The organism is Rhodococcus sp. OK611, assembly GCF_003050885.1.
GTDB classification, from domain to species: Bacteria; Actinomycetota; Actinomycetes; order Mycobacteriales; family Mycobacteriaceae; genus Rhodococcus_G; species Rhodococcus_G oryzae.
The window spans coordinates 29,007-51,983 of record NZ_QAOZ01000015.1; the positions used below are offsets into that span (position 1 = coordinate 29,007).

The following is a 22,977-nucleotide window of genomic DNA, read 5'->3' on the forward strand; positions in this document are numbered from 1 at the left end:
GATTAAAAACAGTCCAGACTGTCGCTAAGTCTGACTATCAGCCTCGGCCGACGCCCCCTCGACCTCGGGCGACGGCACCTCGGCCTCGGCCTGCGCCGCGGCAACCCCTGGCCGGGCGAGCACCTCGACGGCGATCAGCGCGAGCAGGGCCAGCAACGCGATGGTGAACACCACCACCCCGGACGGATAGGTCCAGAAGACCAGCACCGCGACGGCGATCGCGACGATCGCCACCCGCAGCGGGACCCGCAGTCGCGCGGTCCACACCTCGAACTGGGTCGGCGCCCTGCCCTCCCCCGTCTTCCGAATCTTGTCGACACCCCGGGTGAACCCGCGGCGCACCGCGAGGGCGGAGTGCGAACCACCGGTCAGGTAGCCGATCAGCGCGACCACGATCCCGGTCAGGAACCAGGCGCGCAGCATCGTCTTGAGTGGGGCGGCGATCGCGTCCACCACCGCCGCGGCCGCCGCCGGGGACAGCACGTCCGACGGGATGTCGTCGATGTACACCGCGCGGGCGATGTGCAGCGACACGCTCAGCAGTGCCATCGCGATCGCGACCCCGAGTCCCACCAGCGACAGGGCCCGCAGCCGCCTGCCGTGCGGCGCCGCGAACACCGCCCCGATCGCCGCGAGGACCCCCAGCCAGGGCAACCAGGTGGCGGCCTTGTCGAGGGCGTTGACGGCCTTCTGGGCCTTCACGAGGTCGGCGGACTGGAAGATCACGAAGCTCGCATCGGTCTCGGGGATCTTGTCGGCGAAGGCGAACCCGCGCTCGGTCAGGTTCTCCTTGACGGTGCCGAGAATCGCGTTGAGCGGCACGCTCACCGTGCCCTTCTCGTCGATCTCGACCACACCGGTCTCGCCGGTCGCGACCGCGACGAGGCTCTCATGGGCGATCCGGTTCGCGTCGATCCACGCGCTCTCGAACTTGTCGCTGGTCACCAGCGAGTGCACGGTGTCGCGGATGAACCCCTCGGCCTGGCCTGCGATCACCGGGGCCAGCCCGACCACCTGCGGCGGCACCCGCGGCGCGTTCTCGGTCAGGGCCGTCAGCGCCTCCTGCGTGATCTTCTCGACGTCGAGCCGGGTGAAGATCTGGCGCGTCACCTGGTCGGTGATCTCGTCCTGGATTGCCGGGTCGGAGCCGAGGGGTGCCACAGTCGCGACATACCGGTCGGTGTCGAGGATCTCGCTCCGCGTGAAGCGCGCCAGCAGCGAGGTCAGCAGCAGCACCGCGACCAGGACGATCAGGAGCCCGGACGCGGTCCAGCGCAGCGCGCCGCCGATCCCGTGCCGCTTGGCGACCTCGGGCCCGGCGGCCCTGGCGCGCTCGGTCGCGGCGACCTGCGCACGCAGGCGGAGCAGCTCCGCCCGCTCGTCGGCATCGAGAGGCTTCGCATCATCGGTCGGCGTCATGGAAAAAGCATGCGGCCTCGAGGGGCAATTCGACAGCGCCGATCCACAATCTCACCCGCACCGGATGAGGAGAAAACAATCGCGGCGCCCCGAACCCCAAGGGCCGGGACGCCGCGTGGCGTAAAGACGGACGACTAGGACTCGACCCGGGTCGACTTGGCATCCGCGTTGGCGTCGGCGAGCAGGTTCCGGATCTCGGTCAGCAACTCGATGTCCGTCGCCTCCTTCTCCTCCTCGGTCATGAAGCGCTCCTTGACCGAGTTGAACGGGACGATGAGAACGAAGTACACGACCGCCGCGATGAGGACGAAATTGATCACGGCGCTCAGGACGGCGCCGACGTTCACGAACGTCTCGGGGCTGTCGGTGATCTGGAAGCCGAATCCCATATCGTTCGAGCCGCCCAACGACGCGACGAGCGGGTTCACGATGTTTTCGGTGAACGCGGTCACGATCGCGGTGAAGGCGGCGCCGACCACGACGGCAACGGCGAGGTCCAGCACGTTGCCCCGCAGGAGAAATTCCTTGAATCCCTTGAGCACTTGTTGGTCCTTTCGTTGTGAATATTCAACCAATTATCACGGAATGATATAGGTCGGCGCAGCACCGTACATGATTCCGCGGCCCATCTCACCCAGAGAGGATGACGCGATCGGCCGATCGCGCGCCCTAACGTTTGCGTCATGTCCTATGACCACAACCGACAAGCGACGGCCGTCAAGACGATCGCGATCGTCGCGCTCGTCGCGCTCGTCCTGACCGCCGCACCGATCCTCGTCGCGCTCATCTTCTGATCCGCCACCCGACCGACACCTCACCGAAGGAACCCATGGACGACAAGAGCCCCGGAGGCTGGGGCGTTTTCGCCGGCCTCATGCTGATCATGACCGGCACCTTCAATGCGGTCGAGGGCATCGCCTCCCTCACCGCGCCCACCCGACTGTTCGTCGGGGAAGAGAAGATGCTGATCCTCGACTACGACCGGTGGGGGTGGGTGCTCATCGCGTGGGGCGTCCTCCTCGTCATCGGCGGTGGCGCGCTGCTGGCCGGAGCCACCTGGGCCCGTGTCTTCGGCGTCACCCTCGCGCTGCTGAACGCCGTCGGGCACCTGACACTGATCGGCACCCAGCCCTGGCTGTCGATCCTGGTGATCGCGATCAACATCGGTGTCATCTGGGGCCTCACGGCCGGCTGGCCCGCGAACCGCGCGCCTGCGCAGAGCGCCCCCGCCTGACGCACCCCACCTGTGCCCGCCACCCGTCCCACAACCGGACGGGTGGCGGGCACACGTCTTTCACCTGCCCCGGATGAGGAGTCCGATCCGGCGGTCGCGTTGACTTGACCACCGTGAAGTCCTCGAAACTCTCGGTGAGCCTCGCCAGGGAAGCACTGGAGGTCCGGAAACAGACCGCCAGGGGCTGGCTGAAACGGACCTCGGCCGGTCGCACGGTGGCACGGATCATCAAGGGAATCGTGGACATCGAGCTCGCCGACCGCGCGATGACCCTGGCCGCGCAGGAGTTCACCTCGGTGCTGCCGGTCATCATCGCGGTCGGCACCATCGGGGACCTGGCCGGCGGTGGCACCACCATCTCGGATCAGCTCGGGTTCGATCCATCCGGACTGGACCTGTACGCCCTCGCCCCCGGCGCCCTCGAGGCGAGCACGCCGACGTTCGCCACCTTCGGCGTCATCGGCATGTTGATGATCATCCTGAGCGGGACGTCCTTCGCCCGAGCCATGGGCCGGCTCTACGGGAAGATCTGGAACATCCCGACCCTGTCCATCCGCGGCAGTTGGCGGTGGGTGGCCGTACTGTTCGCGGTCGCCTCGTCGGTGGCGCTGCTCAGCGTGGCCAGGAACCTGGCCGGGTTGGACTGGGTCGGACCGCCGCTGGCGTTCGGCACCGAGCTGGCCATCTGGTTCGCGCTGTGGGCAGTGGTGCCGTACCTGCTCACCGAGGGCAGGCTGGCGGGCCGGGTGCTGTGGGCCACCGCCGCGCTGACCGCGCTCGGGCTCGCCCTGCTCCGCATCGGGGGCCGGATCTACCTGCCGATGGCGGGCGCATCCGCGCAGGAGAAGTTCGGCTCACTCGGGCTGGTGTTCACCACCATCACCTGGATGTTCGTCCTGTCGGGCGTCGTCGTCGCGGCGGCGACGATCGTCAAGGCCCTTGCCCTGGACGAGGGCTGGATCGGGCGGCTGCTCCGCGGTCCCGCACCGGTCCTCGAACCGGCGAACGGCACCAGCATCGCCGAGGCGGTCTGACCGTCACCGGCGCGGCCACCCGCGAGTGTGCACCTCCCGACGCCCGCACTCGGGCGATGCGACGGGAGGTGCACACTCGGCGGAAGGTCAGCCGACGAGCAGCTCCGCGATCTGAATGGTGTTGAGCGCGGCACCCTTGCGCAGGTTGTCGCCGGAGACGAACAGCGCGAGGCCACGGCCACCCGGCACGCCCGGATCCTGACGGATCCGGCCGACCAGCGACGGATCGCCGCCCGCCGCCTGCAGCGGGGTGGGCACGTCGACCAGCTGCACGCCGGGCGCGGTCGCCAGCAACTCCTTGGCGCGCTCGACGGACAGCGGGTTGCCGAACTCGGCGTTGATCGAGAGCGAATGGCCGGTGAACACGGGCACCCGGACGCAGGTGCCGCTGACCAGCAGGTCGGGCAGGCCGAGGATCTTGCGGCTCTCGTTGCGCAGCTTCTGGTCCTCGTCGGTCTCGCCGCTGCCGTCCTCGACCAGCGAGCCGGCCAGGGGGATGACATCGAACGCGATCGGGGCGACGTACTTGTTCGGTGCGGGGAACGTCACGGCGCTGCCGTCGTGCACCAGCTTCTCGACGTCGTCGATCACCGCGCGGGCCTGGGTCGCCAGCTCCTCGACGCCGGCCAGGCCGCTGCCGGACACCGCCTGGTAGCTGCTGATGATCAGCCGCTGCAGTCCGGCCTCGTCGTGCAGCACCTTCAGCACCGGCATCGCGGCCATCGTGGTGCAGTTCGGGTTGGCGATGATGCCCTTCGGCGGGTTCTTCGCCTCCTCCGGGTTGACCTCGCTGACCACCAGCGGGACCTCGGGGTCCTTGCGCCAGGCGGAGGAGTTGTCGATCACGGTCGCGCCCGCCGCGGCGAACCGCGGGGCCTGGACGCGGGAGAGGGTCGCGCCCGCCGAGAACAGCGCGATGTCGATGCCCTTGAGGTCCTCGTCCGAGGTCGCGGCGGTGTCCTCGACCACGATCTCCTCGCCGCGGAACGGCAGCTTGGTCCCCGCCGAGCGGGCGGACGCGAAGAACCGGACCTTGTCCGCGGGGAAGTTGCGTTCCGCGAGGAGCGCGCGCATGACAGCGCCGACCTGTCCGGTCGCGCCGACTACAGCAACAGTTGTCATCTCTAGCGTCCCGTTCCCGCGTGGACGACGGCCTCTTCGTCGCCGCCCAGATCGAATGCCTTGTGGATCGCGCGCACCGCGTCGTCCAGATCGTCGTCGGCGACCAGCACCGAGATGCGGATCTCCGAGGTCGAGATCAGGTCGATGTTGATCCCTGCCTCGGCGAGCGCCTCGCAGAAGGTGGCCGTCACGCCCGGGTGGCTCTTCATGCCTGCGCCGACCAGCGACACCTTGCCGATGCGCTCGTCGGAGAGGATCTGGGTGAACCCGATCTCGCCCTGCAGCTCCGTCAGCTTCTCCACCGCGGCGGGGACATCCGTCTTCGGCAGCGTGAAGGTGATGTCGGTCTTGCCGGTCTCCACCTTCGAGATGTTCTGCAGCACCATGTCGATGTTGATCTCGGTCTCGGCGACGGCGCGGAAGACCTTGGCCGCGTAGCCCGGCACGTCGGGCAGCCCGACGACGGTGACCTTGGCCTCGCTACGGTCGTGCGCGACGCCGGTGAGGATGGCTTCTTCCACGGGAATGTCCTCCATCGATCCGGACACCATGGTGCCGGGCTTTGTGGTGTACGAGGAACGAACGTGCACGGGCACGTTGTAGCGACGCGCGTACTCGACGCAACGCAACATGAGCACCTTCGCGCCGCACGCGGCCATCTCCAGCATCTCTTCGAAGGAGACGGTGTCGAGCCGCTGCGCGTCGGGGACGATTCGCGGGTCCGCGGTGAAGATTCCGTCGACGTCTGTGTAGATCTCGCAGACGTCGGCCTTCAGTGCGGCGGCGAGGGCGACGGCGGTGGTGTCGGATCCGCCGCGACCGAGGGTCGTGACGTCCTTGCTGTCCTGGCTGACGCCCTGGAAGCCGGCGACCAGGACGATCGAGCCGCGGTCGAGGGCGTCGCGGACGCGACCAGGGGTGACGTCGATGATCTTCGCGTTGCCGTGCGCGCCGGTGGTGATGACCCCGGCCTGCGACCCGGTGAAGGAGCGGGCCTCTTCGCCGAGGGAGTGGATCGCCATGGCCACCAGCGAGTTGGAGATGCGCTCGCCCGAGGTCAGCAGCATGTCCATCTCGCGCGCGGGCGGGCCGCCGGGGCACACCTGCTGAGCCAGGTCGAGCAGCTCGTCGGTGGTGTCGCCCATCGCCGAGACCACGACAACCACGTCGTTGCCCGCGCGCTTGGTCTCCACGATCCGTTCGGCGACGCGTCGGATGCGCTCGGCAGATGCCACCGAGGATCCGCCGTACTTCTGCACGACGAGCGCCACGCTAATCAACCTCCGGATCTGGGAACTGGGTACGAAGTCCAGTTGGCAAGCTTACCGACGACACCGGGCTCGCTCGCAGTCAGCCGGGGCGACCGGGCGATGCCCGGTTACCCGACGGGACACTAGTGCTCCCGGACCCCCTGCGCAGGCCCTTTCGTGGTGGCACAGTAGCCGAGTGGAATTTCCCAGGCGAACCCATATGCAGGCAATGCAAGAACGGTCCTCCGTCTCCCCGCTCGAGCTGTTCTTCGACCTCGTCTTCGTCTTCGCGTTGACCGGCGTCACGGCGCTGATGGCCGACGACACCTCGGCCAGGAATCTGGTGCGCGGCGTGCTGGTGATGGCCGTTCTGTGGTGGAGCTGGATCGGCTATGCGTGGCTGGCCAATGTGGTGCGCGCCGACGAGGGTTTCGCGCGGGTGGCGATGTTCTTCGCGATGGGCTCGATGTTCATCGTCGCGCTGACCATTCCCGAGGCCTTCGACGACCTGCCCGGCGGGCTCTCCGGCCCGGTGGTCTTCGCCGTCGGCTACTTCTTCGTGCGGCTGATGCATCTGGTCACCTTCTGGATCGCCAGCGCAGGCGACCCCCAGCTGCGCGGCCAACTGATCCGGTTCGTGCCCTCCATGCTCGCGGGCACCACCCTCCTGCTGATCGCGTCCCAGCTCTCGGGCACCGCGCAGACCCTGATGTGGCTGGCCGCGCTCGTCGGCGACTACCTGGGCACCCTGTTCGGCGGCGAGGGCTGGCGGCTGAACTCCCCGAGCCACTTCGCCGAGCGACACGGGCTGATCATCATCGTCGCGCTCGGCGAGTCCATCGTGTCCATCGGCATCGGGGTGACCGCGCTGCCCATCGCCTGGCCGATCGTGGTCGGCTCGCTGCTCGGGCTGGCCGTCAGCGGCCTGCTGTGGTGGGCGTACTTCGACACCACCACCCTGGCCGCCGAGCGCGCCCTCTCCGCGGCCACCGGCGCGACGCAGATCAAGCTGGCACGCGGTGGCTACACCTTCCTGCACCTGCCCATGGTCGTCGGCATCGTGCTGATCTCACTCGGCCTGAAGAAGGTTCTGAACTATGTCGGCGACGGCAGCCATCACACCCTCACCGACCCCCTCTACGGCATCCCGCTGGTGGCGCTCTTCGGCGGCGCCGCGCTCTTCCTGCTGGGACTGGCCGCCTTCAAGGCGTACGTGACCAGGCTGATGGGACCGGTCAACCGCGCGCGGATCACCACCGCGGTCGTGCTCGTGGCGCTGATCCCGCTGGCCTGGCACCTGCCGGCGCTGGCCTCGCTCGGGCTGCTCACCGCGGTCCTGCTCGCCCTGATCCTCTTCGAGACGGTGCGCTTCGCCGAGCACCGCGACGAGATCCGGCACGGCGCACACTGACCCATCCCGGTGTTGTCGTACCCGCACGGCACACTGGGCGTCGTGCGAATCGTGTTGGTGCCCGGACCCGAGCACGCCCTGGCGATCCGCACGGACGACCGCGGGCGCGCGCTGGGCGACCCGCTCCCCTTTCCCGACCCGTCCGCGGCGGTGCGCGCGCTCGAACCGGGCGAGCACCCGCGGTGGGTGTGGGCGGACACCGCTGCCGTCTATCCCGCCGTGCTGCGCGACGGCCTGCGTGTGCAGCGCTGCCACGACCTGGCGCTCGCCGGCGCCCTGCTGAGCGTGCGGGCGGGCGGGCCCGCCGTCTCCCCACAGCCCCCGGCCGACGAACGCCCCGGCCTGTTCGACGCCGCACCACCTCTCGACCCCGCGGCGGTTGTCGCCGACCACGAGGCACAGCTCGCGCTGATCGGCGACGATCCGCGCCTGCGCCTGCTGGTCGCGGCCGAGTCCGCGGGCGCTCTCGCCGCCGCCGAGATGAGCCACCACGGACTGCCGTTCTCCGCCGTCGAACACCACCGGCTGCTCGAACGCACTCTCGGCCCGCGCACCACCGGAGACGCTGTGCCGCAGCGTATCCGCGAGATCACCGAGGTGATCGGTGCAGCGTTCGGACGGCGGGTCAACCCCGCGTCACACGTCGAGCTGGTCGAGGCCTTCGCCCGCGACGGTGTCGAGCTCACCTCCACCCGCGCCTACCTGCTGCGCGACATCGACCACCCGGCGATCGAGCCCCTGCTGCACTACCGCGATCTGGCCAAACTGCACGCCGCCAACGGCTGGACCTGGCTCGACACCTGGGTGCGCGACGACCGATTCCGACCCGTCTACGTTCCGGGTGGGGTGGTGTCCGGACGCTGGGCCAGTCGCGGCGGAGGGGCACTGCAGATCCCGAAAGCCTTGCGCACCAGTGTCATCGCAGACCCCGGCCACACCTTCGTCATCGCCGACGCCGGGCAACTCGAGCCCCGCATTCTTGCGGCCATGTCCGGCGACCCGCTGATGGTCGCCGCGGCGGGCGCGGACGACCTCTATGCGCCGGTCGCCGCCGAGGTGTTCGACGGCGATCGCGGCAAGGCCAAGGTGGCGATCCTCGGCGTCCTGTACGGGGCCACCGCAGGAGAGTCACGCGCGCTGTTGACCCTGCTGCGCAAGCGTTTTCCGGTTGCGGTGCAGTACGTCGAGGATGCCGCGCGGACGGGGGAACGCGGCGAGGTGGTGCACTCCTGGCTGGGCCGGGCCTGTCCGCCACCGGACGCCGACTGGTGGTCCGGCGGAGATCCACACGCGCGCGGCCGGTTCACCCGCAACTTCGTGGTGCAGGCCACGGCGGCGGAGTGGGCGCTGTGCCTGCTGGCCGATCTCCGGCGACGAATCGCGGACGACGGCACCGCCGAACTGGTGTTCTTCCAGCACGACGAGGTGGTCGTGCACTGTCGCGATCCGGAGTCCGCCACCGCGCACGTGCTGGCCGCGACGGAGGCCGCCACCCGGCTGTTGTTCGGCGACACGAGGGTGCGCTTCCCGATGGACGTCGCGGTGCGGGACTGCTACGCCGATCCACTCGAGACATGAAGTGGTGCAGCCAGTTCCGCCTGCCGACGAATCCCGCGCGGCGAGTTTCCTGCTATGTCCCGGACCGCGCGACTGAACTGACTCAGACCGACGAAGCCACTGCGGAGCGCCACCTGGCTGATGGTGAGGTGCGCGGCGCCCGGATCAGTCAGCAGGGCGACACCCCACCTGACCCGGCGTCGACGGATCAGTTCGTAGACCGAGTACTCCTCCTCCTCGAACAGTTTCTGCAGGTAGCGGGGGCTGACATTGATGCTCGAGGCGACCTGGGCGATCGTCAGCCTGGGGTCGGTGAAGTTGCTCTCGACGAATTCCCTTGCCCGCGCTCGATTTCGGAGGCCGATCTCGTCACGAACCTGGGTGTCGCCGGTCGACTGGTAGATCACCGCCAGGCACAGGTCGAGGATCGCGCGCTCGATCAGCGCCGCCTCCGCGGAGCCAGGGCCGCACATGTCGGCGACCGCGAACTTCTCGATCGCCGCGGCGATCGTGTCACCGAGCGGCGAGGCGGTGACCGAGGCCCCGACCAGAGTCCTGGCGTCCACCGACCGTGCGGTCAGCAGGTCGTGCGGCAGGTAGACGAAAACGTAGTCCCCGCGATGGGAGAGCTCGACCTCGAAGGGGGCGGCGAAGTCCACGAAGGCGATCTGGCCCGCCTCCGCACAGCTGGCGATGCGGTTCTGCCGGATCCGGATCTCCCCCGTCCGCACGCACACCATCGACAGGTACACGCCGTGGTCGTCCGCCAGCCGGTCCGGCGCCCGGATCCCCGAAACCGCCGAGGTCCGAAGCCTGTTCACCCGGATCGAGCCGAAATCCGCCGAGTGCATGACGGCACGGAAACGGTCAGGGTTGATCGCCACCATGTCGGCCGCCGCCGACATGGTCTCGAGGCCTTCCCGCCCGCTGAGACGCAGACCGTCGGTGAACTGCTGCGTCAACGACGCGGCCTGCGGTAGAGATTTCCCCTTCATACGCACCCCTGCCCACCCCCGACAAAGGAACCTTCTGTGCGGTGAAGACTACAGCCCGAGCGGACCGTACGGTCTCGTACGAGGCCGATTCACCAGGCCGGAGCGGCTGCGATCTCGTCGAGCAGGTGTGCCACCCACTCGGCGCTGACGTCGGCGCCCCCGCCGACGGTCCGGTGGATGATCTCCGCAACGGGTGAGGGCGCACGCGCACGCAGCGCGGCGGCACCCGACCCCGAAAGGTCCCCGGTGACGAGGGTGGCGAGCGCCACGCCGAGACCGCGCACGTCACAGGAACGGTCGGCATCCGGAAGCGGACCAGGAAAGGCGAGGAACACATGCCCTTCCATGCTCACGCGGAGCCGATCCGGATCGTCGAGGGCGAGGACGCCGTCCACCTCGTGCGCCCGGCACACCGCGTGCGCCAGGGGCCGCACCGCGGCGGCTGCGTCGAGGGCCGACAGCCGGCCCTCGACGACCTCGGACAGCGAGCAGCTCGGCACCCACTCGGTGACGACCGCCCCCGCCGATTCCGCGTCGACCATGTCGACGATCCGCGGGACGGCCGAGGCGCGGATGCCGCACATCCATACGGTGCGGGCGAAGATCTCGTCCGTGTCCACCTGCGGGCCCGCGTCGCCGCGGACACCGTCGCCGGCGAAGAGGGTCAGCCCGACCTCACGGCCGGTGACCAGGTCGAGCCCGCGCCAGAACTCCGCAGACGGCACCGCGCCACAGCAGGAGAGCAGTCGGTACCGTCCGACCGCGAAGGTGCTGCCCGGGATGCGTCCCGACGGTGCGACGCACCCGGGGACATGTGGTCTGACGAGACCAGCCGTATTCGCTGCGACGATGGGCAGCCGCTCGGTGTCAGCGCGCATAGACCGGCATTCGGCCCGGCGAATGAGTGACATCCAATGTCATCGGTGCATCCTCACACAGGCCCGGAAAGTAAATGACCCCTAAAACCACGGGATTTCGGGCCGGCGAAATGGACGGTCATTGTCGAGACCGACGGAGTGACTCGAACTCGCAGGTAGGACCCGTCCGCGGGTGACGGCGGCCGAGAACGGCGCCCGCACGCAGGCGCGAATTGTCGAAACCTCGTGCGCGAATCGCACGGTCCGGCGGACCGATTCCGCGGCCATTTCTCCTATCCGCACGAGTGCGGCGCCCCCGACCCCCGCGGACGCACGTGGCGGCGCCCGAATCGAGGTGGAGTTGAATTGGACGGTGCCCGATGTGACCCCCGACCCCTCACCCCGTCCCTCGCTTCCTCCGGCGCCGCAGACCCGGTCGCTGGCGTTCGGTCTCCCGCCCGCGGGCAGGCGATGGCCGGGCGGGGTGCGGGCGGCTCTGGCGTTCGGGGTGCCCGCGCTCCTCGCCGTCGCGTTCGGCCACCAGGAGCAGGCGCTGATCTTCAGCCTCGGCGCCTTCGCGGTCATCTACGGCGAGGGCAGGCCATACCGGGCCCGCTGGCGAGTCGTTCTTCTCGCAGGCGCCGCCCTGCTCACGGCCGCGGGTCTCGGCGCACTGGTCGGCGGAACCGTCTACCGGACTTGGCCTTTCGACTCGGCGACACCGGCTTTGATCGAGGTCGCGATGCTCGCGGCGGTGGCGCTCGTCGGGACCTATGTGGTGTCCGCGGCGAGGCTGGGCCCGCCCGGATCGTTCTTCTTCGTGTTGACGTGTGCGGTCGCAACGATCATGTCCAGGTCCGGCATCTCGGCGGCGGTCATCGTGGGCTGCACGGCGATCGGTGTGGTCAGCGCGCTGGTCGTGGCGATGGCGGGGACGCTCCGCGACCGCCGGGCACCGGAGCGTGACGCCGTGACCGCCGCCGTGCGCTCGGTGAATGCCTACGTCGAACTGCGCAGCAGCGATGCCCCCGCGGTCGCGGCGAGACACCAGGCCGCGACCGCGGTGCACGCCGCGTGGTCCGCGGTCTACGACGCGGGGCTGCCGGAGCGCCGACCCGAGGCGGATCCAGTCCGGTCGCTGCTGTCCGCGCACCTGCGACTGGTGGGGGTCGCGCGCTCCGACGACGACGGGCCGGATCTCGAACTCGACGCCCCCACCCCACAGATCCCGTTGGCGCGCCCTGATTTCCGGTACCGGATACGGCGCTCGCTCGCCGTCGACTCGCACGCCTGCACCACCGCGATGCGGGTGCTGCTGGCGAGTCTCGTCGCGGGTTCGCTGAGCGTGGCCGTGGGCTTGGACCGGCCGGACTGGGCGGTGATCGCGGCGGTCCTGGTCCTGCACCAGGGACCCGACCGGATCCGCGGCACCGTGCGCGGAATACACCGCTTTGTCGGGACCGCGGCCGGTCTGGTGCTCTTCGCCGCGCTGTACGCGCTCACGCCGACAGGCGCAGGCCTGATCGTGTTGCTGATGGTGCTGCAGTTCCTGATCGAGCTGTACATCGCCCGCAACTACGGGCTGGCGGTCATCTTCATCACCCCGCTGGCGATGCTCATCGGTGGCGCCTCGCATCCCGACGCGGACATCGGGCCGATGATCGTCAACCGCTTCCTCGAGACCCTGCTCGGCGTCGTCGTGGCGCTTGTCGTCCTGTGGTCGGTGGCCCCACGCGCACACCGCCGCGACCTCCGCTGGACCGAGAACCGCACGCTCGACACCGCGCTCGCCCTGGTGTCCGGGCTGCGAACCACCGCGCCGACCGCGGCCACCATGATGGCGCTGCGGCGGGATGTCCAGTTCGAGCTGATCGGCGCGGGTTTGAGCGCCGCCGATGCCGCCCACAACGAGCGGGCCTGGACGCAACGGCAGTGGCCACGGCACCTCGAGATCTGCACGCTGGGGTACGACCTGCTCGCGCAGTGCTGGGCGACGGATCCGAACGGGCGGCTCGCGGATCCGGACGGCTGGGAGGACCGGCTGCGCACCTGCCGATTCACCCGCGAAGCATGAGACGCGGACCGGCGGTTCGGGTTTGACTGGGTGCCCGTCGAGCGGAAGGACCGCTATGGTCGACACCACGGCACTCACCGAGCTGTACAAGGACCTGCACGCCCACCCCGAGCTGTCGTTCCACGAGACCCGGACCGCGGGCATCATCGCGGACCGGCTGCGCGCGCTGGGTTTCGAGACCAGCACGGGCGTGGGCGGGACCGGCGTCGTCGGGACGCTGCGCCGCGGCGACGGCCCCACCGTGCTGCTGCGCGCCGACATGGATGCGCTGCCGATCGCGGAGGAGACCGGGCTGCCCTATGCCAGCACCGCACGCGGCACCGATCCCGACGGCGAGGATGTCCCGGTGGCGCACGCGTGCGGCCACGACATGCATGTGGTGTGTCTGCTCGGCGCACTGGAGGAGCTGGTGGACGACCGGTCCGGCTGGCGTGGAACGATTCTCGCGGTGTTCCAGCCGGCCGAGGAACTCGGCGGCGGCGCGCAGGCCATGGTCGACGACGGCCTGTTCGACAGGTTCGGCACCCCAGATGTGGTGCTCGGGCAACACGTGGGCCCGTTTCCCGCCGGCATGCTTGCTGTCCGGCCGGGACCCGCCTTCGCCGCGACGGACGCGCTGCGAATCACGATGTTCGGCAAGGGGGGCCACGGTTCGCGGCCCGAGACCACGATCGATCCGGTGGTGATGGCCGCGTCGACGGTGCTGCGGCTGCAGACCGTGGTGTCGCGGACCGTGGCCGCGACCGACACGGTGGTCCTGACGGTCGGTTCCCTCCGCGCGGGCACCAAGGACAACATCATCCCCGACGAGGCCGTGCTCGAGGTCAACATCCGCACCTACGACGCCGCCGTACGCACCAGGGTTCTCGACTCGGTCACCCGCATCGTCGAGGCGGAGGCCGCCGCCGCGGGTGCGACCCGCACGCCAGAGATCACCCCGATCGACAGCTTTCCGGTCCTCGTCAACGACCCGGCGGCAGTGGAGCGCACCGCCGCCGTGTTCCGGTTGCGGTTCGGGGAGGATCACGTCTTCGACCCCGGGCCCGTCACGGGCAGCGAGGACGTCGGGGTCTTCGCGACCGCGTCAGGGGCGCCCTGCTGCTACTGGCTGTTCGGCGGTGCCGAACCGGAGGCCTTCATGCGGGCGGCCGCGGCCGGGACCACCGACCGGGACATCCCGTCGAACCACTCCGCGCGCTTCGCTCCGGTCCTCGAGCCGACCCTGACGGTCGGCATCGAGGCGCTGGTGGTCGCCGCCCGGGAGTGGCTGGGACAGAGCTGAATCGGCTCAGACGGCCTTGTCGATCGGTGGGATCTCGTAGGTCCCGTCGAACACCTCGGGCCGCGGGCTGTACATCCGCAGCAGCGGCCGGAAGCCCGCCGTCGGGGTCGGCAGCCAGTTCGCCCGCGCTGTCGGGTCCGTCGGTTCGACGGCGCTGAGGGTGATCGTCAGCGAGCCGTCCTCCGCGTACACCAGCCCGGGGGTGCGGTCGCCGATCGAGTACCGGTCGATCGGGTTGTCCACCAGGAAGTATTCCGGCAGGTCGTACATGGTGATCGACCAGAACGCGTCGACCGGCGGCGTCTGGGCGAAAGTCAGCGTGTAGCTTCGCTCACCGGTCAGCTCGTCGCCGTCGCCGTCGAGGTAGACCGGGGAGTAGGCCGCCTCGTATCCGTGGTTACCCCACAGCCCACCCATCGCCGCGGCAGCCCGCAGCCCGATCGCCCTGGCGCGGTCGTCGATTCGCCATTCCGGCGAGTTGATGGTGCCGACCTCGAAGTAGTCGTCGTTGTAGTCGAAGACGTGGAACGGCTGATGCCATCCGTTGACGATGGCGTCGCCTGCCCCAGACCTGAGCGCGGCCACCAGTCCGTCGTGACCCGCCTTCGCGCCTGCGGCGAGCGCCGCGGCCAGCGCGGGCTCGGCGTCGGCATAGGGCGAGGTACCCCACGCCAGCAGGCCGAGCGGCTCGAAGGACTGCTGCAGCGGCAGGTCCTGGGCCGCGGGCGGATAGGCCTGCAGGTAGACGCGGAGCTTCTCCCAGAACGCCAGCGCCTCGGGCACGTTCGGATCCGGGGTTGGCAGCCCCAGGGGTCGGGTCTGTGCCCCGACCTCCGTCAGCGTGAGCTGTTGCTGCAGGGCACGGACGCGCGGCAGGTCCTCCTCACCGGCGCAGGCCCACCGCCCCACGATCGACGCGACCAAGGTGGGACAAGAGATCCTGCGGACACCGGCCGGCGTCTCGCCCGACCAGCCCGGCGGGGTGAGCAGATACCGCCCCGCGGCGGTGCCGGTGGCCCGCTTGCCCACGTACGCGAAGTTGTCGGTCCACGCGTCCACGAACTGGAGCACGTAGTAGGCGCCGTCGGTATCCGGAACCTCCAGCAGCAGTGGGCCGTTGGTGAGGTCGAGCTGCCCCATCGAATACACGGTGTCGTTGTTGATCGAGACGAAGGTGTCCTTCGGTCCGGCGAGGGTGTCGGCGTGGCTGAACCGGTTGAACGGTGCCGCGGCATTGGCCCCGACGCCCGTCGTCACGTAACGGCGCACCTGGTCCAGGTTGAACACGAGGGGAAACCCGTACACGTAGGCCTTGGCGGCCAGATCCTTCAGTTCGACACCCACAGAATGCACCCTTCTCCGAGATTCCCCCCATGGCACCACGGGGAGCCGCCGGGTCGCCTCACCCGTCTCGTGTGAGGCGGCTCCGCCGCCCGTGCGCGGTTAGCAAGTCCAGAGACGCATCAACCGCTCACGGGCGCGCAGGTCATCCCATGGGTGTGGGTGCTTCTATCCTCATTCGATCCCGGCCGATGTCATGTCAGATTCCCGAGCCCTGGTCGGCGAGGGCCTCGGAGACGGTCGGGTACACCCCGAGGCCCCTGCCGTCCGGAGCCGCTTGCATGAGCGTGTCCCGGAACTGCCCGATGTCTCGGGCAACCCGCAGCTCGATCCCCTTGCGCCCGAGTGTGTCCCGCAACTGCATCAACATCTCAGCGGCGCTGACGTCGACGAACGGCGAGGTCTCGGCGTCCAGCACGACCGTGCGGGTCTCGTCGGTGCACAGCGCCTCGATGCTGTCTTTCACGTGGTCGGCGTTCGCGAAGTACAGGCCGGCCTCGACGCGGACCACCACCACGTCCGGGCGGGTGGCGACCTCCGGATGACGCTCGGCGTCGACCCACAACGAGCCCTCCTTCGCCAGCGCCGCGACGTGCGGACGCGACGAGCGATAGAGCAGCAGCAACATCGACACCCCGATGCCGATCACCAGGCCGGGGAGGGTGTCGAACAGCAGGACGCCCATCATCGCGGCAACCGCGCCTGCAAAATCGGCGCGGGCGGCGGCCCCGTAGATGCTGCCCAGCCGCTGCGTCCACACCCCGTAGAGCCGCCTCAGCGCAGACACGTCGACCAGCTCGATGACCGCGGCGATGACGACGGCGGCCAGCGTGGCCTCGGGCAGCTTCTCGAACAGCCCGGTGAGGAAGAGCAGCGTGACCACCGTGAGCACCGCGACGACCAGGCCGCTGACCTGAGTCTTCGCCCCCGCTCCCCCGTTCACCGCCGTCTTCGAGAGGCTGCCGTTGACGACCATCCCCGACGCCAGGCCCGATCCGAGGTTCGCGGCGCCCAGCCCCAGCAGCTCGCGGTTGGCGTCCACCTCGTAGCCGGCCTTCGCCGCGTACGTCTTGGCCGCGCCAAGGCCCTCCGCGAAGCCGATCAGCAGCACGCCAACCGCAGGCCCCAGCAGGTCCACGTAGTCGTCGAACCCGACGCCGCCCGGCAGGCCGACCGACGGCAGCCCGGAGTCGATGTGCCCGACGATCTCGACGCCCTCGCCGTCCAAACCGAACACCGTGACCGCCGCGATCCCCAACAGCACGGCGAGCAGCGAACCCGGGACCAGTGGCAGCCAGCGCTTGAGCCCCAGCACCACCGCGAGGCTCAGCAGGCCGACCGTCAATGTGCGCCAATCAGTGTCACCGAGGTGACTGATGACGCCCCAAGCCTGCTCGAAGAAGTTGCCCTCGGACTTCGGCACCCCGAACAGCTTGGGCACCTGGCCGATGATGATGGTCAGCGCGAGTCCGACGATGAAGCCCTTGAGCACCGGCTCGGAGATGAAGGACGCGATGAAGCCGAGCCGGATCATTCCCGCCAGCAGGCCGACGATGCCGGTCGCGATGGCCAGCACCGCGGACAGCGCGACGTACTTGCCGCCGTCGGCGCCCGCCAGCGGCGCGATGATGGCAGCGGAGAGCGCCGCGGTCGCGGACATCGGCCCGACGACCAGGTGTCGCGAACTGCCCACCGCCGCATAGAGAATCAGGGAAGGGATCGCGGCGTACAGGCCGACCACGGGAGGCACCCCTGCGATGGTCGCGTAGGCCAGGGCCTCCGGCACCAGCACCGCCCAGACCGTGAGTCCGGCGATGACGTCGGGCCGGATCCACTTGCCCTGGTAGCCCTGGAGGGAACCGAACAGCAACCAGCGCCGCCCTGCCTTGTCTGTCGTGTTCACCTTCGGCCGGCCCCCCTTCGTACGGTTGCCTCATGATCGGTGCTCCGACCCCGGCCGCGCCTCACCTCGGGAGGGTGAGGCGCAACCGCTCGACCGGAATGGCCGACAAATATGGGGCGGTCGTCGACGGGCTGACCCGACGGGGGACCGATCAGGCTCCGGCGTCGGCGGCGTCGAGCAGCGGCTGACCGATGACGCCCATCGTGGCGGACGCACCGCCGAGCGCCCAACCCCCGTCGGTGGCCAGCACCACGCCCGACACATAATCGGCGAGCGGAGACGCCAGGAACCGGCACACGTTGGCGACGTCGCGTGGGGTCCCGTATCGGCGCAGGGGAACGCTGTTCGTGACGAGGGCCCGATCCTCCTCGGTGGGGGCGAGGCGGGCCATGCCCTCGGTCCCGTCGATCGGGCCAGGGATCACGCCGTTGACCCGGACACCGGCCGGACCCCACTCCAGGGCCAGCACCTTGGTGAGCATGTCGACGCCTGCCTTGGCCGCGCACACATGCGCCTGCGTCACCGTCGGCAGCACCGCCTGCGGCGCGGAGATGTTGATGACCGAGGCACCGGGCTTGCGCAGGAACGGGTACGCGGCACGCAGGACGTTGAAGGTGCCGAGCAGGTCGATGTCGACGACCGACTTGAATCCGTTGGCCGAGAGCCCCAGCGCCGCGGCGGGAAAGTTGCCCGCGGCGCCCGAGACCATCACGTCGAAGTCGCCGAACCGGTCGTGCGCGTCCTTGAGCACGGCCTCCGTCGCGGCGTAGTCGCGAACGTCGGCGCTGCCACCCATGGCCTCGGCCCCGAGCGCGGTCAGCCGCTCGACGGCGGCGTCGACCTTCTCCTGCCTGCGGCTCATGACCGCAACCCGGGCGCCTGCCCGGGCGAAGTCCTCGGCGATGCCGAGGTTGATTCCGCTGGTCCCGCCCGCAACGAAGACGGTCTTACCGGTCAGATCGATGGACTGGACGAACTCGGTGGCCATGCCAACTCCCTCGGGGTAGAAATAATCAGTACTGCGAATGGTTTCTGTCGCGGACCATACTGGAAGCCGGGCGCTGGGGCGAGGGCGCGGCCCCATATGATCGTCACTCCCAACCGCCCTGGAATCGGAGGTGCCGACTCGTGACCGAGCCCTTGGTCTCCGACGCCGCGGCACGCCACACCGGCTGCCTGCTGATGAAGCTGGGACAGGCGATGTCCCGCCTCAGCGAGGATCGGCTGGCCGGCCTTGGGCTGCGCACCCGGCACTATCTGATCCTGCAGGTGCTCGCGGAGGCAGGAGCCCGCTCCCAGCTCGAACTCGGAAACCAGCTGCGCATCGATCCGACGACGATGGTCTCGTCCATCGATCACCTCGAGGGGCTGGGCATGGCAGGCCGCACGCGGGATCCGCAGGACCGCAGGCGCTTCCTGATCGCAATCACCGACGAGGGCAGGCACGCCGCCGCCGAGTCCGACAGATTGCTGGCCTCGCTCAACGAGGAGACCCTCGCCGATCTCGACCCCTCGCGGCGCGATGACCTGCACCAACTGCTACTGGCGCTCAATGCCGGGGATTCGCTGCCGCAGGCATACGACGCCACAAGGGACGTTCCGCACTGATCCCAGCTCCAGTCCGGGCTACCCCTCTGACTGATCCCGCATCGCCGCGGCCAGCACCTTGTACAACACGACCTGCTCGTTCGCGAACGAGAGAGCCGTCGCGGGGCTGGTCCCCTCACCCCGTGGCGCCAGGTGCAACGGGATGTCCGGGCTGAGCCCGAGCACGTAGTCCCGCATCTCCGCTCGCGCGGGTTCGTCGAGCCCGCCGCCGATGACGACCAGATCCGCCTTACCCTCGGCCAGGATCTGCCCGACCAGGGTGCGGTCGTTGGTCGCGAGCACGTCGCGGCCGAGGCGGCACAGCTCCTCGGCCAGGACGTCCAGGGTGGACTGGAGTTTGCCGATGAGCAGGAGCCTCGGTTCAGCCATCTCCTTCTCCCGTTCTCCGTCGGGTCCGCTACGAGAACACCCAACCACGCAGGGCCAGGAAGCGCAGGACACCGACGAACGCGCTGACCGCGACCACCGCGACGGCCTGCACCAAGCCGCCCGCCGACGGCAGCCAGAAATCGAGCAGGGCGAGCGAGAGCGTGCTCAGTGCCAACCCGACGAGCGCGAGCCCGCCACCCTCCCATTGCGCCGGGAACCAGCGGACCCGCGCGGATGCGTGGAAGGTCAGCCTGCGGTGGAGCTCATTGGCCAGGGCCGTGCTGACCACCACGCCCGCGACGTTGGCCGCGAACGTGCCCCTGGAATGGAGCAGGAGGAACACCAGCGCGTAGACGATGTTGCTCGACCCGCCGACGAGGACGAACCGGACGAACTGCGCGATGACGCCGTCGCCCCGAAGGCGACCACTTCCGGTCCGTCCCCTGATCCAGGGATACGCCGCGCCGGGATCGTCGCGGACGGGCGCAGGGTCGCCGCGACCGTCACCGTACGTGATCACGTCGTCCATGAAAGCCCCTTCTCGACGCGGACATCCGCATCTGTCCCCCTCAGCGGGACGTCGCATCGCCTGCCGGCGACGAGCCGCCCGCGGTCAGTGCCGGCACCACCACGCCGTCGACGACTCGCTCGATGAAGGCCAGGTCGATCGGCTCTGCCATGACCGACAGCCGGTGGAAGGTGATCGCGGGAAAGATGGTGCCGATCAGATCGATGTCCCGGTCGCCGGGCACCTCCCCCCGTTCGACCGCCCTCGAGACGACCGTGGCGAAAACCTGCTTGTACGGCACCGAGATGGCCTGGTTGACCGCCTCACGCAGCCCGCAGTCGTGCACCATTCCGGTGAGCAGGCCGCCGATCACCGCGTCGCGCCGCGAGTCCGGGTCGTGCCAGGCCCTGGCCATGAGCACCAGATCGGTCCGGAGGTCTCCGGTGTCGGGCGCGTGGGCAATCTCGTGGAGCAACGCCACGGCATCGGCGACGAGCTCCGGCTTTCCCGCCCACCGCCGGTAGACGGTCGTCTTGCCTGCCCCGCACCGCGCCGCCACGGCGTCGATCGACAGCCGGTCGAATCCGACCTCCGCCAGCAGATCCTGGGTCGCGACGAGCAGCGCCCGATCGCGGTCCGCGTCCCGCGGACGACCGGCCTTGGCTGACGATGACACGGTGACCTCCATTGGAATATAGATACGCTACCGTTTCGTATCCTATTCCCGAAGGTCGGGGCCGCCTCCTGGCCCGCCTGCGGTCACTCGAAGGTGCCGTGCCGCCCGGCGCCCTCCGCGAAGCGCGTGGCGCCCTCGAAGGTGCCGTCCGCGAGAGAGACCGCGCCGTGCCGCAACTCCACGAGCATCGCCTGATCCTCCGGCAGCCCCTCCTGCTCGAGGACGGAGAGCCGGTCCTGACGCATGCACGTCTGGGGGAACGCCGCCAGGTCGGCCGCGAGCCGCTGCGCGGCCGCCACCGCCCCGCCCGCAGGGACCTTCCGATTCACCAGCCCGATGCGGTGCGCCTCGTCCGCGTCGACCGGCCGCCCGGTCAGGATCAGGTCCATGGCGTGGCCGGCGCCGATCAGGCGCGGCAGGCGCACGGTGCCGCCGTCGATGAGCGGAACGCCCCAGCGCCGGCAGAAGACGCCGAGAACGGCACCCTCCTCCGCCACCCGCAGGTCCGCCCACAGGGCAAGCTCCAGCCCGCCCGCCACCGCGTGACCGGCGATCGCGGCGATCACCGGTTTCGAGAGCCGCATCCGCGAGATGCCCATCGGGCCGTCACCGTCGAGCGCGACACGATTGCCCGACCCCGAGCTGATCGCCTTCAGATCCGCTCCCGCACAGAAGGTTCCACCCTCCCCGTGCAGCACGGCAACCGCGGCGTCCGAGTCGGCGTCGAAGTCACGGAAGGCGGCCGCGAGGGCCTCCGCGGTGGGTCGGTCCACCGCGTTGCGGACGGCGGGCCGGTTGATGCTGATGGTCGTGACCGGGCCGTCCCGTCGGACGAGAACCACATCATCGGTCATGGGTCGCCTTTCTCAGCGCCGCGGCTTGAGGCGCGTGTTCGGCAGGATCGGCGCGGGGATGGTCTCGCGCCACTGCGTGGGGAACGGGCCGTACCGTCCGGGCGTGGCCGCGGCCTGATCCGAGCGTTCGCGCTGCCAGTCCTCGCGGAACTGCACGACCTCCTCATGGCTGCGGCCGATGAAGTTCCACCACATGACGATCTCCTCGCCGAGCGGTTCACCGCCGAGCAGCAGGATGCGCGTCTGCTCGTCGTCGGAGGCCCGCACCTCCACCCGGGTGGCACCCTGCGACAGATACACCAGTTGCCCCGGCTTCGCGCCCACCCCGCCGACCGTCGCGCCACCGGTGTCCACCAGCACGCCGTGCTCGAAGGCTGGGTCGAGGTCGAGTTGCAGGGTCCGGCCGGGCGGCAGGGTCAGCTCGGCGCCGAGCAGCGCGCTGAACGTCTTCACCGGGGACCGCTGCCCGAAGAGCGTGCCGAGGAACACCAGCACCCGCACCCCGTCGTGATCGACCACCGGCGGCGCGTAGTGCTCGAAAGCGGGTGCGGTGAAACGATATTCGCCCGGGAGCGCCACCCACAGCTGGACACCGTGCAACACGGACGTCTGCGGCGTCGAGAACTCCGAGTGGGCAATTCCCGAGCCCGCGGTCATCAGGTTGATCTCGCCCGGCCGGACCAGCGCATGGACACCCGTGGTGTCGCGGTGCTCGATCTCGCCGGTGAACAACCAGGACACCGTCTGCAGCCCGGTGTGCGGGTGACCGGCGACCTTCATGCCGCCGCTCGCCGAGACATCGTCGGGCCCATAGTGATCGAGGAAGCACCAGGCACCGATGAAAGACTGCGCGCGTTGCGGGAGCGAACGCCGCACCGGCATCGCGCGCGGGCCGCCGAGGGGGACGTCACGGAAGTCCAGCAACCGCGGGCCGCTTTCGCCTCCGTCGTCGCCGGTGCAGACCACCTCATCGGGAGCGGGGTCGAGATTGCTCATCGTTCCTCGATCCTGGGCGCCGCGGCCCCTCGACGGACTCCGCCCGAACCCAAGTCGGACCGCCTCCAGGGTATCGCTGCGGCATAGTGGGGCCATGGCAGACGAACATGTCGCAGATGCGCCGGCCCCCGTGGTCCGAGACGCCCCCGCGCTTCACCGCTACGAGATCCACCTCGGCACGGAACTGGCCGGATTCACCGAGTATCTGGATCGGGACGGCCAACGGATCTTCTTCCACACCGAGATCGGGGAACAGTACGGCGGCCGCGGCCTGGCCAGCCGGTTGATCCACGACGCGCTCGCCGAGACCGTCGGCGCCGACAAGCGGATCGTCCCCATCTGCCCCTTCGTCGCCGGCTACCTCGAGAAGCACGACGACTTCGCCGCCGCGGTGGATCCGGTGACGCACGAGGCACTGCAGGCCGTACGCGACTCGCAAGCCTGACGGAATTTTCGCGCCGGGCGTCGAGTTACCCATGTAGTTGAC

At 69.5% G+C, this 22,977-nt stretch carries 22 protein-coding genes; 8 read left to right on the forward strand and 14 right to left on the reverse strand.

Going from position 1 to position 22,977, the window contains the following annotated elements; genetic code table 11:
* Positions 1–24: 24 nt before the first annotated feature.
* Complete coding sequence (locus C8K38_RS19165) at positions 25–1,419, reverse strand: hypothetical protein (protein WP_097213018.1); 1,395 nt, start codon at positions 1,417–1,419, stop codon at positions 25–27.
* A gap of 134 nt (positions 1,420–1,553) precedes the next feature.
* Positions 1,554–1,961, reverse strand: a complete 408-nt coding sequence (gene mscL, locus C8K38_RS19170) for a large-conductance mechanosensitive channel protein MscL (protein ID WP_097213019.1) — start codon at positions 1,959–1,961, stop codon at positions 1,554–1,556.
* A 287-nt stretch (positions 1,962–2,248) separates the two neighbouring features.
* Between mscL and C8K38_RS19175 the strand changes: the two genes are divergently transcribed.
* Both C8K38_RS19175 and C8K38_RS19180 read left to right on the forward strand, forming a co-directional pair.
* Positions 2,249–2,653: a DUF7144 family membrane protein gene (locus tag C8K38_RS19175; RefSeq protein ID WP_097213021.1), complete on the forward strand. Its 405-nt coding sequence runs from the start codon at positions 2,249–2,251 to the stop codon at positions 2,651–2,653.
* Between the two features lie 113 nt (positions 2,654–2,766).
* The gene (locus C8K38_RS19180) at positions 2,767–3,687 is read left to right on the forward strand and encodes a hypothetical protein (RefSeq protein ID WP_097213136.1); all 921 of its coding nucleotides are present in this window, start codon (positions 2,767–2,769) and stop codon (positions 3,685–3,687) included.
* A gap of 87 nt (positions 3,688–3,774) precedes the next feature.
* On the opposite strand, the gene C8K38_RS19185 is transcribed toward C8K38_RS19180, so the two are convergent.
* Both C8K38_RS19185 and C8K38_RS19190 read right to left on the reverse strand, forming a co-directional pair.
* The gene (locus C8K38_RS19185) at positions 3,775–4,809 is read right to left on the reverse strand and encodes an aspartate-semialdehyde dehydrogenase (protein ID WP_097213022.1); all 1,035 of its coding nucleotides are present in this window, start codon (positions 4,807–4,809) and stop codon (positions 3,775–3,777) included.
* A 2-nt stretch (positions 4,810–4,811) separates the two neighbouring features.
* Complete coding sequence (locus C8K38_RS19190) at positions 4,812–6,080, reverse strand: aspartate kinase (RefSeq protein WP_077043103.1); 1,269 nt, start codon at positions 6,078–6,080, stop codon at positions 4,812–4,814.
* A gap of 208 nt (positions 6,081–6,288) precedes the next feature.
* Between C8K38_RS19190 and C8K38_RS19195 the strand changes: the two genes are divergently transcribed.
* Positions 6,289–7,470 (forward strand): low temperature requirement protein A, encoded by a 1,182-nt coding sequence (locus tag C8K38_RS19195; protein ID WP_097213023.1) that lies wholly within the window; start codon positions 6,289–6,291, stop codon positions 7,468–7,470.
* Positions 7,471–7,512: 42 nt separating this feature from the next.
* Complete coding sequence (locus C8K38_RS19200) at positions 7,513–9,048, forward strand: bifunctional 3'-5' exonuclease/DNA polymerase (protein WP_179800630.1); 1,536 nt, start codon at positions 7,513–7,515, stop codon at positions 9,046–9,048.
* Here the strand turns inward: C8K38_RS19200 and C8K38_RS19205 are convergent.
* On the reverse strand, positions 9,024–10,022 hold the full coding sequence (locus tag C8K38_RS19205; RefSeq protein ID WP_097213025.1) for a helix-turn-helix domain-containing protein: 999 nt from the start codon (positions 10,020–10,022) through the stop codon (positions 9,024–9,026). The genes C8K38_RS19200 and C8K38_RS19205 overlap by 25 nt on opposite strands.
* An 89-nt stretch (positions 10,023–10,111) precedes the next feature.
* A complete protein-coding gene (locus tag C8K38_RS19210) occupies positions 10,112–10,900 on the reverse strand; it encodes a protein kinase family protein (protein ID WP_108168842.1) in 789 nt (262 codons plus the stop codon).
* Positions 10,901–11,252: 352 nt separating this feature from the next.
* On the opposite strand from C8K38_RS19210, the gene C8K38_RS19215 reads away from it, so the two are divergent.
* Positions 11,253–12,953: an FUSC family protein gene (locus C8K38_RS19215; protein WP_257017596.1), complete on the forward strand. Its 1,701-nt coding sequence runs from the start codon at positions 11,253–11,255 to the stop codon at positions 12,951–12,953.
* 55 nt (positions 12,954–13,008) lie between these two features.
* The gene (locus C8K38_RS19220) at positions 13,009–14,235 is read left to right on the forward strand and encodes an amidohydrolase (protein ID WP_097213028.1); all 1,227 of its coding nucleotides are present in this window, start codon (positions 13,009–13,011) and stop codon (positions 14,233–14,235) included.
* Between the two features lie 6 nt (positions 14,236–14,241).
* Here C8K38_RS19220 and C8K38_RS19225 read toward each other — a convergent pair whose 3' ends face one another.
* The 3 genes from C8K38_RS19225 to C8K38_RS19235 all read right to left on the reverse strand — a co-directional run bounded on the left by C8K38_RS19225 (position 14,242) and on the right by C8K38_RS19235 (position 18,467).
* Complete coding sequence (locus C8K38_RS19225) at positions 14,242–15,579, reverse strand: DUF1254 domain-containing protein (protein WP_097213029.1); 1,338 nt, start codon at positions 15,577–15,579, stop codon at positions 14,242–14,244.
* A 196-nt stretch (positions 15,580–15,775) separates the two neighbouring features.
* Positions 15,776–17,479, reverse strand: coding sequence for a SulP family inorganic anion transporter (locus C8K38_RS19230; protein WP_373560276.1), 1,704 nt, complete (start codon positions 17,477–17,479; stop codon positions 15,776–15,778).
* 151 nt (positions 17,480–17,630) lie between these two features.
* Positions 17,631–18,467: an SDR family oxidoreductase gene (locus C8K38_RS19235; protein WP_097213030.1), complete on the reverse strand. Its 837-nt coding sequence runs from the start codon at positions 18,465–18,467 to the stop codon at positions 17,631–17,633.
* 140 nt (positions 18,468–18,607) lie between these two features.
* Here C8K38_RS19235 and C8K38_RS19240 point away from each other — a divergent pair, with 140 nt between their 5' ends.
* The gene (locus tag C8K38_RS19240; RefSeq protein WP_097213031.1) at positions 18,608–19,087 is read left to right on the forward strand and encodes a MarR family winged helix-turn-helix transcriptional regulator; all 480 of its coding nucleotides are present in this window, start codon (positions 18,608–18,610) and stop codon (positions 19,085–19,087) included.
* A gap of 18 nt (positions 19,088–19,105) precedes the next feature.
* Here the strand turns inward: C8K38_RS19240 and C8K38_RS19245 are convergent, their stop codons facing one another.
* The 5 genes from C8K38_RS19245 to C8K38_RS19265 all read right to left on the reverse strand — a co-directional run bounded on the left by C8K38_RS19245 (position 19,106) and on the right by C8K38_RS19265 (position 22,490).
* The gene (locus tag C8K38_RS19245) at positions 19,106–19,456 is read right to left on the reverse strand and encodes a hypothetical protein (protein ID WP_097213032.1); all 351 of its coding nucleotides are present in this window, start codon (positions 19,454–19,456) and stop codon (positions 19,106–19,108) included.
* A 28-nt stretch (positions 19,457–19,484) separates the two neighbouring features.
* Complete coding sequence (locus tag C8K38_RS19250) at positions 19,485–19,985, reverse strand: GtrA family protein (RefSeq protein WP_097213033.1); 501 nt, start codon at positions 19,983–19,985, stop codon at positions 19,485–19,487.
* Positions 19,986–20,025: 40 nt separating this feature from the next.
* Complete coding sequence (locus tag C8K38_RS19255; RefSeq protein ID WP_179800631.1) at positions 20,026–20,640, reverse strand: TetR/AcrR family transcriptional regulator; 615 nt, start codon at positions 20,638–20,640, stop codon at positions 20,026–20,028.
* Between the two features lie 83 nt (positions 20,641–20,723).
* Positions 20,724–21,494: a crotonase/enoyl-CoA hydratase family protein gene (locus C8K38_RS19260; protein ID WP_097213035.1), complete on the reverse strand. Its 771-nt coding sequence runs from the start codon at positions 21,492–21,494 to the stop codon at positions 20,724–20,726.
* A 12-nt stretch (positions 21,495–21,506) separates the two neighbouring features.
* Positions 21,507–22,490, reverse strand: a complete 984-nt coding sequence (locus C8K38_RS19265; RefSeq protein WP_097213036.1) for a pirin family protein — start codon at positions 22,488–22,490, stop codon at positions 21,507–21,509.
* 94 nt (positions 22,491–22,584) lie between these two features.
* On the opposite strand from C8K38_RS19265, the gene C8K38_RS19270 reads away from it, so the two are divergent.
* Positions 22,585–22,935, forward strand: a complete 351-nt coding sequence (locus tag C8K38_RS19270) for a GNAT family N-acetyltransferase (RefSeq protein WP_097213037.1) — start codon at positions 22,585–22,587, stop codon at positions 22,933–22,935.
* Positions 22,936–22,977 lie beyond the last annotated feature (42 nt).

Coding starts and splice junctions, on each gene's coding strand:
- C8K38_RS19165 (WP_097213018.1), bottom strand. CDS start 1,419: ATGACGCCGACCGATGATGCGAAGCCTCTCGATGCCGACGAGCGGGCG.
- C8K38_RS19175 (WP_097213021.1), top strand. CDS start 2,249: ATGGACGACAAGAGCCCCGGAGGCTGGGGCGTTTTCGCCGGCCTCATG.
- C8K38_RS19185 (WP_097213022.1), bottom strand. CDS start 4,809: ATGACAACTGTTGCTGTAGTCGGCGCGACCGGACAGGTCGGCGCTGTC.
- C8K38_RS19195 (WP_097213023.1), top strand. CDS start 6,289: ATGCAAGAACGGTCCTCCGTCTCCCCGCTCGAGCTGTTCTTCGACCTC.
- C8K38_RS19205 (WP_097213025.1), bottom strand. CDS start 10,022: ATGAAGGGGAAATCTCTACCGCAGGCCGCGTCGTTGACGCAGCAGTTC.
- C8K38_RS19210 (WP_108168842.1), bottom strand. CDS start 10,900: ATGCGCGCTGACACCGAGCGGCTGCCCATCGTCGCAGCGAATACGGCT.
- C8K38_RS19220 (WP_097213028.1), top strand. CDS start 13,009: ATGGTCGACACCACGGCACTCACCGAGCTGTACAAGGACCTGCACGCC.
- C8K38_RS19235 (WP_097213030.1), bottom strand. CDS start 18,467: ATGGCCACCGAGTTCGTCCAGTCCATCGATCTGACCGGTAAGACCGTC.
- C8K38_RS19245 (WP_097213032.1), bottom strand. CDS start 19,456: ATGGCTGAACCGAGGCTCCTGCTCATCGGCAAACTCCAGTCCACCCTG.
- C8K38_RS19250 (WP_097213033.1), bottom strand. CDS start 19,985: ATGGACGACGTGATCACGTACGGTGACGGTCGCGGCGACCCTGCGCCC.
- C8K38_RS19260 (WP_097213035.1), bottom strand. CDS start 21,494: ATGACCGATGATGTGGTTCTCGTCCGACGGGACGGCCCGGTCACGACC.
- C8K38_RS19265 (WP_097213036.1), bottom strand. CDS start 22,490: ATGAGCAATCTCGACCCCGCTCCCGATGAGGTGGTCTGCACCGGCGAC.
- C8K38_RS19270 (WP_097213037.1), top strand. CDS start 22,585: ATGGCAGACGAACATGTCGCAGATGCGCCGGCCCCCGTGGTCCGAGAC.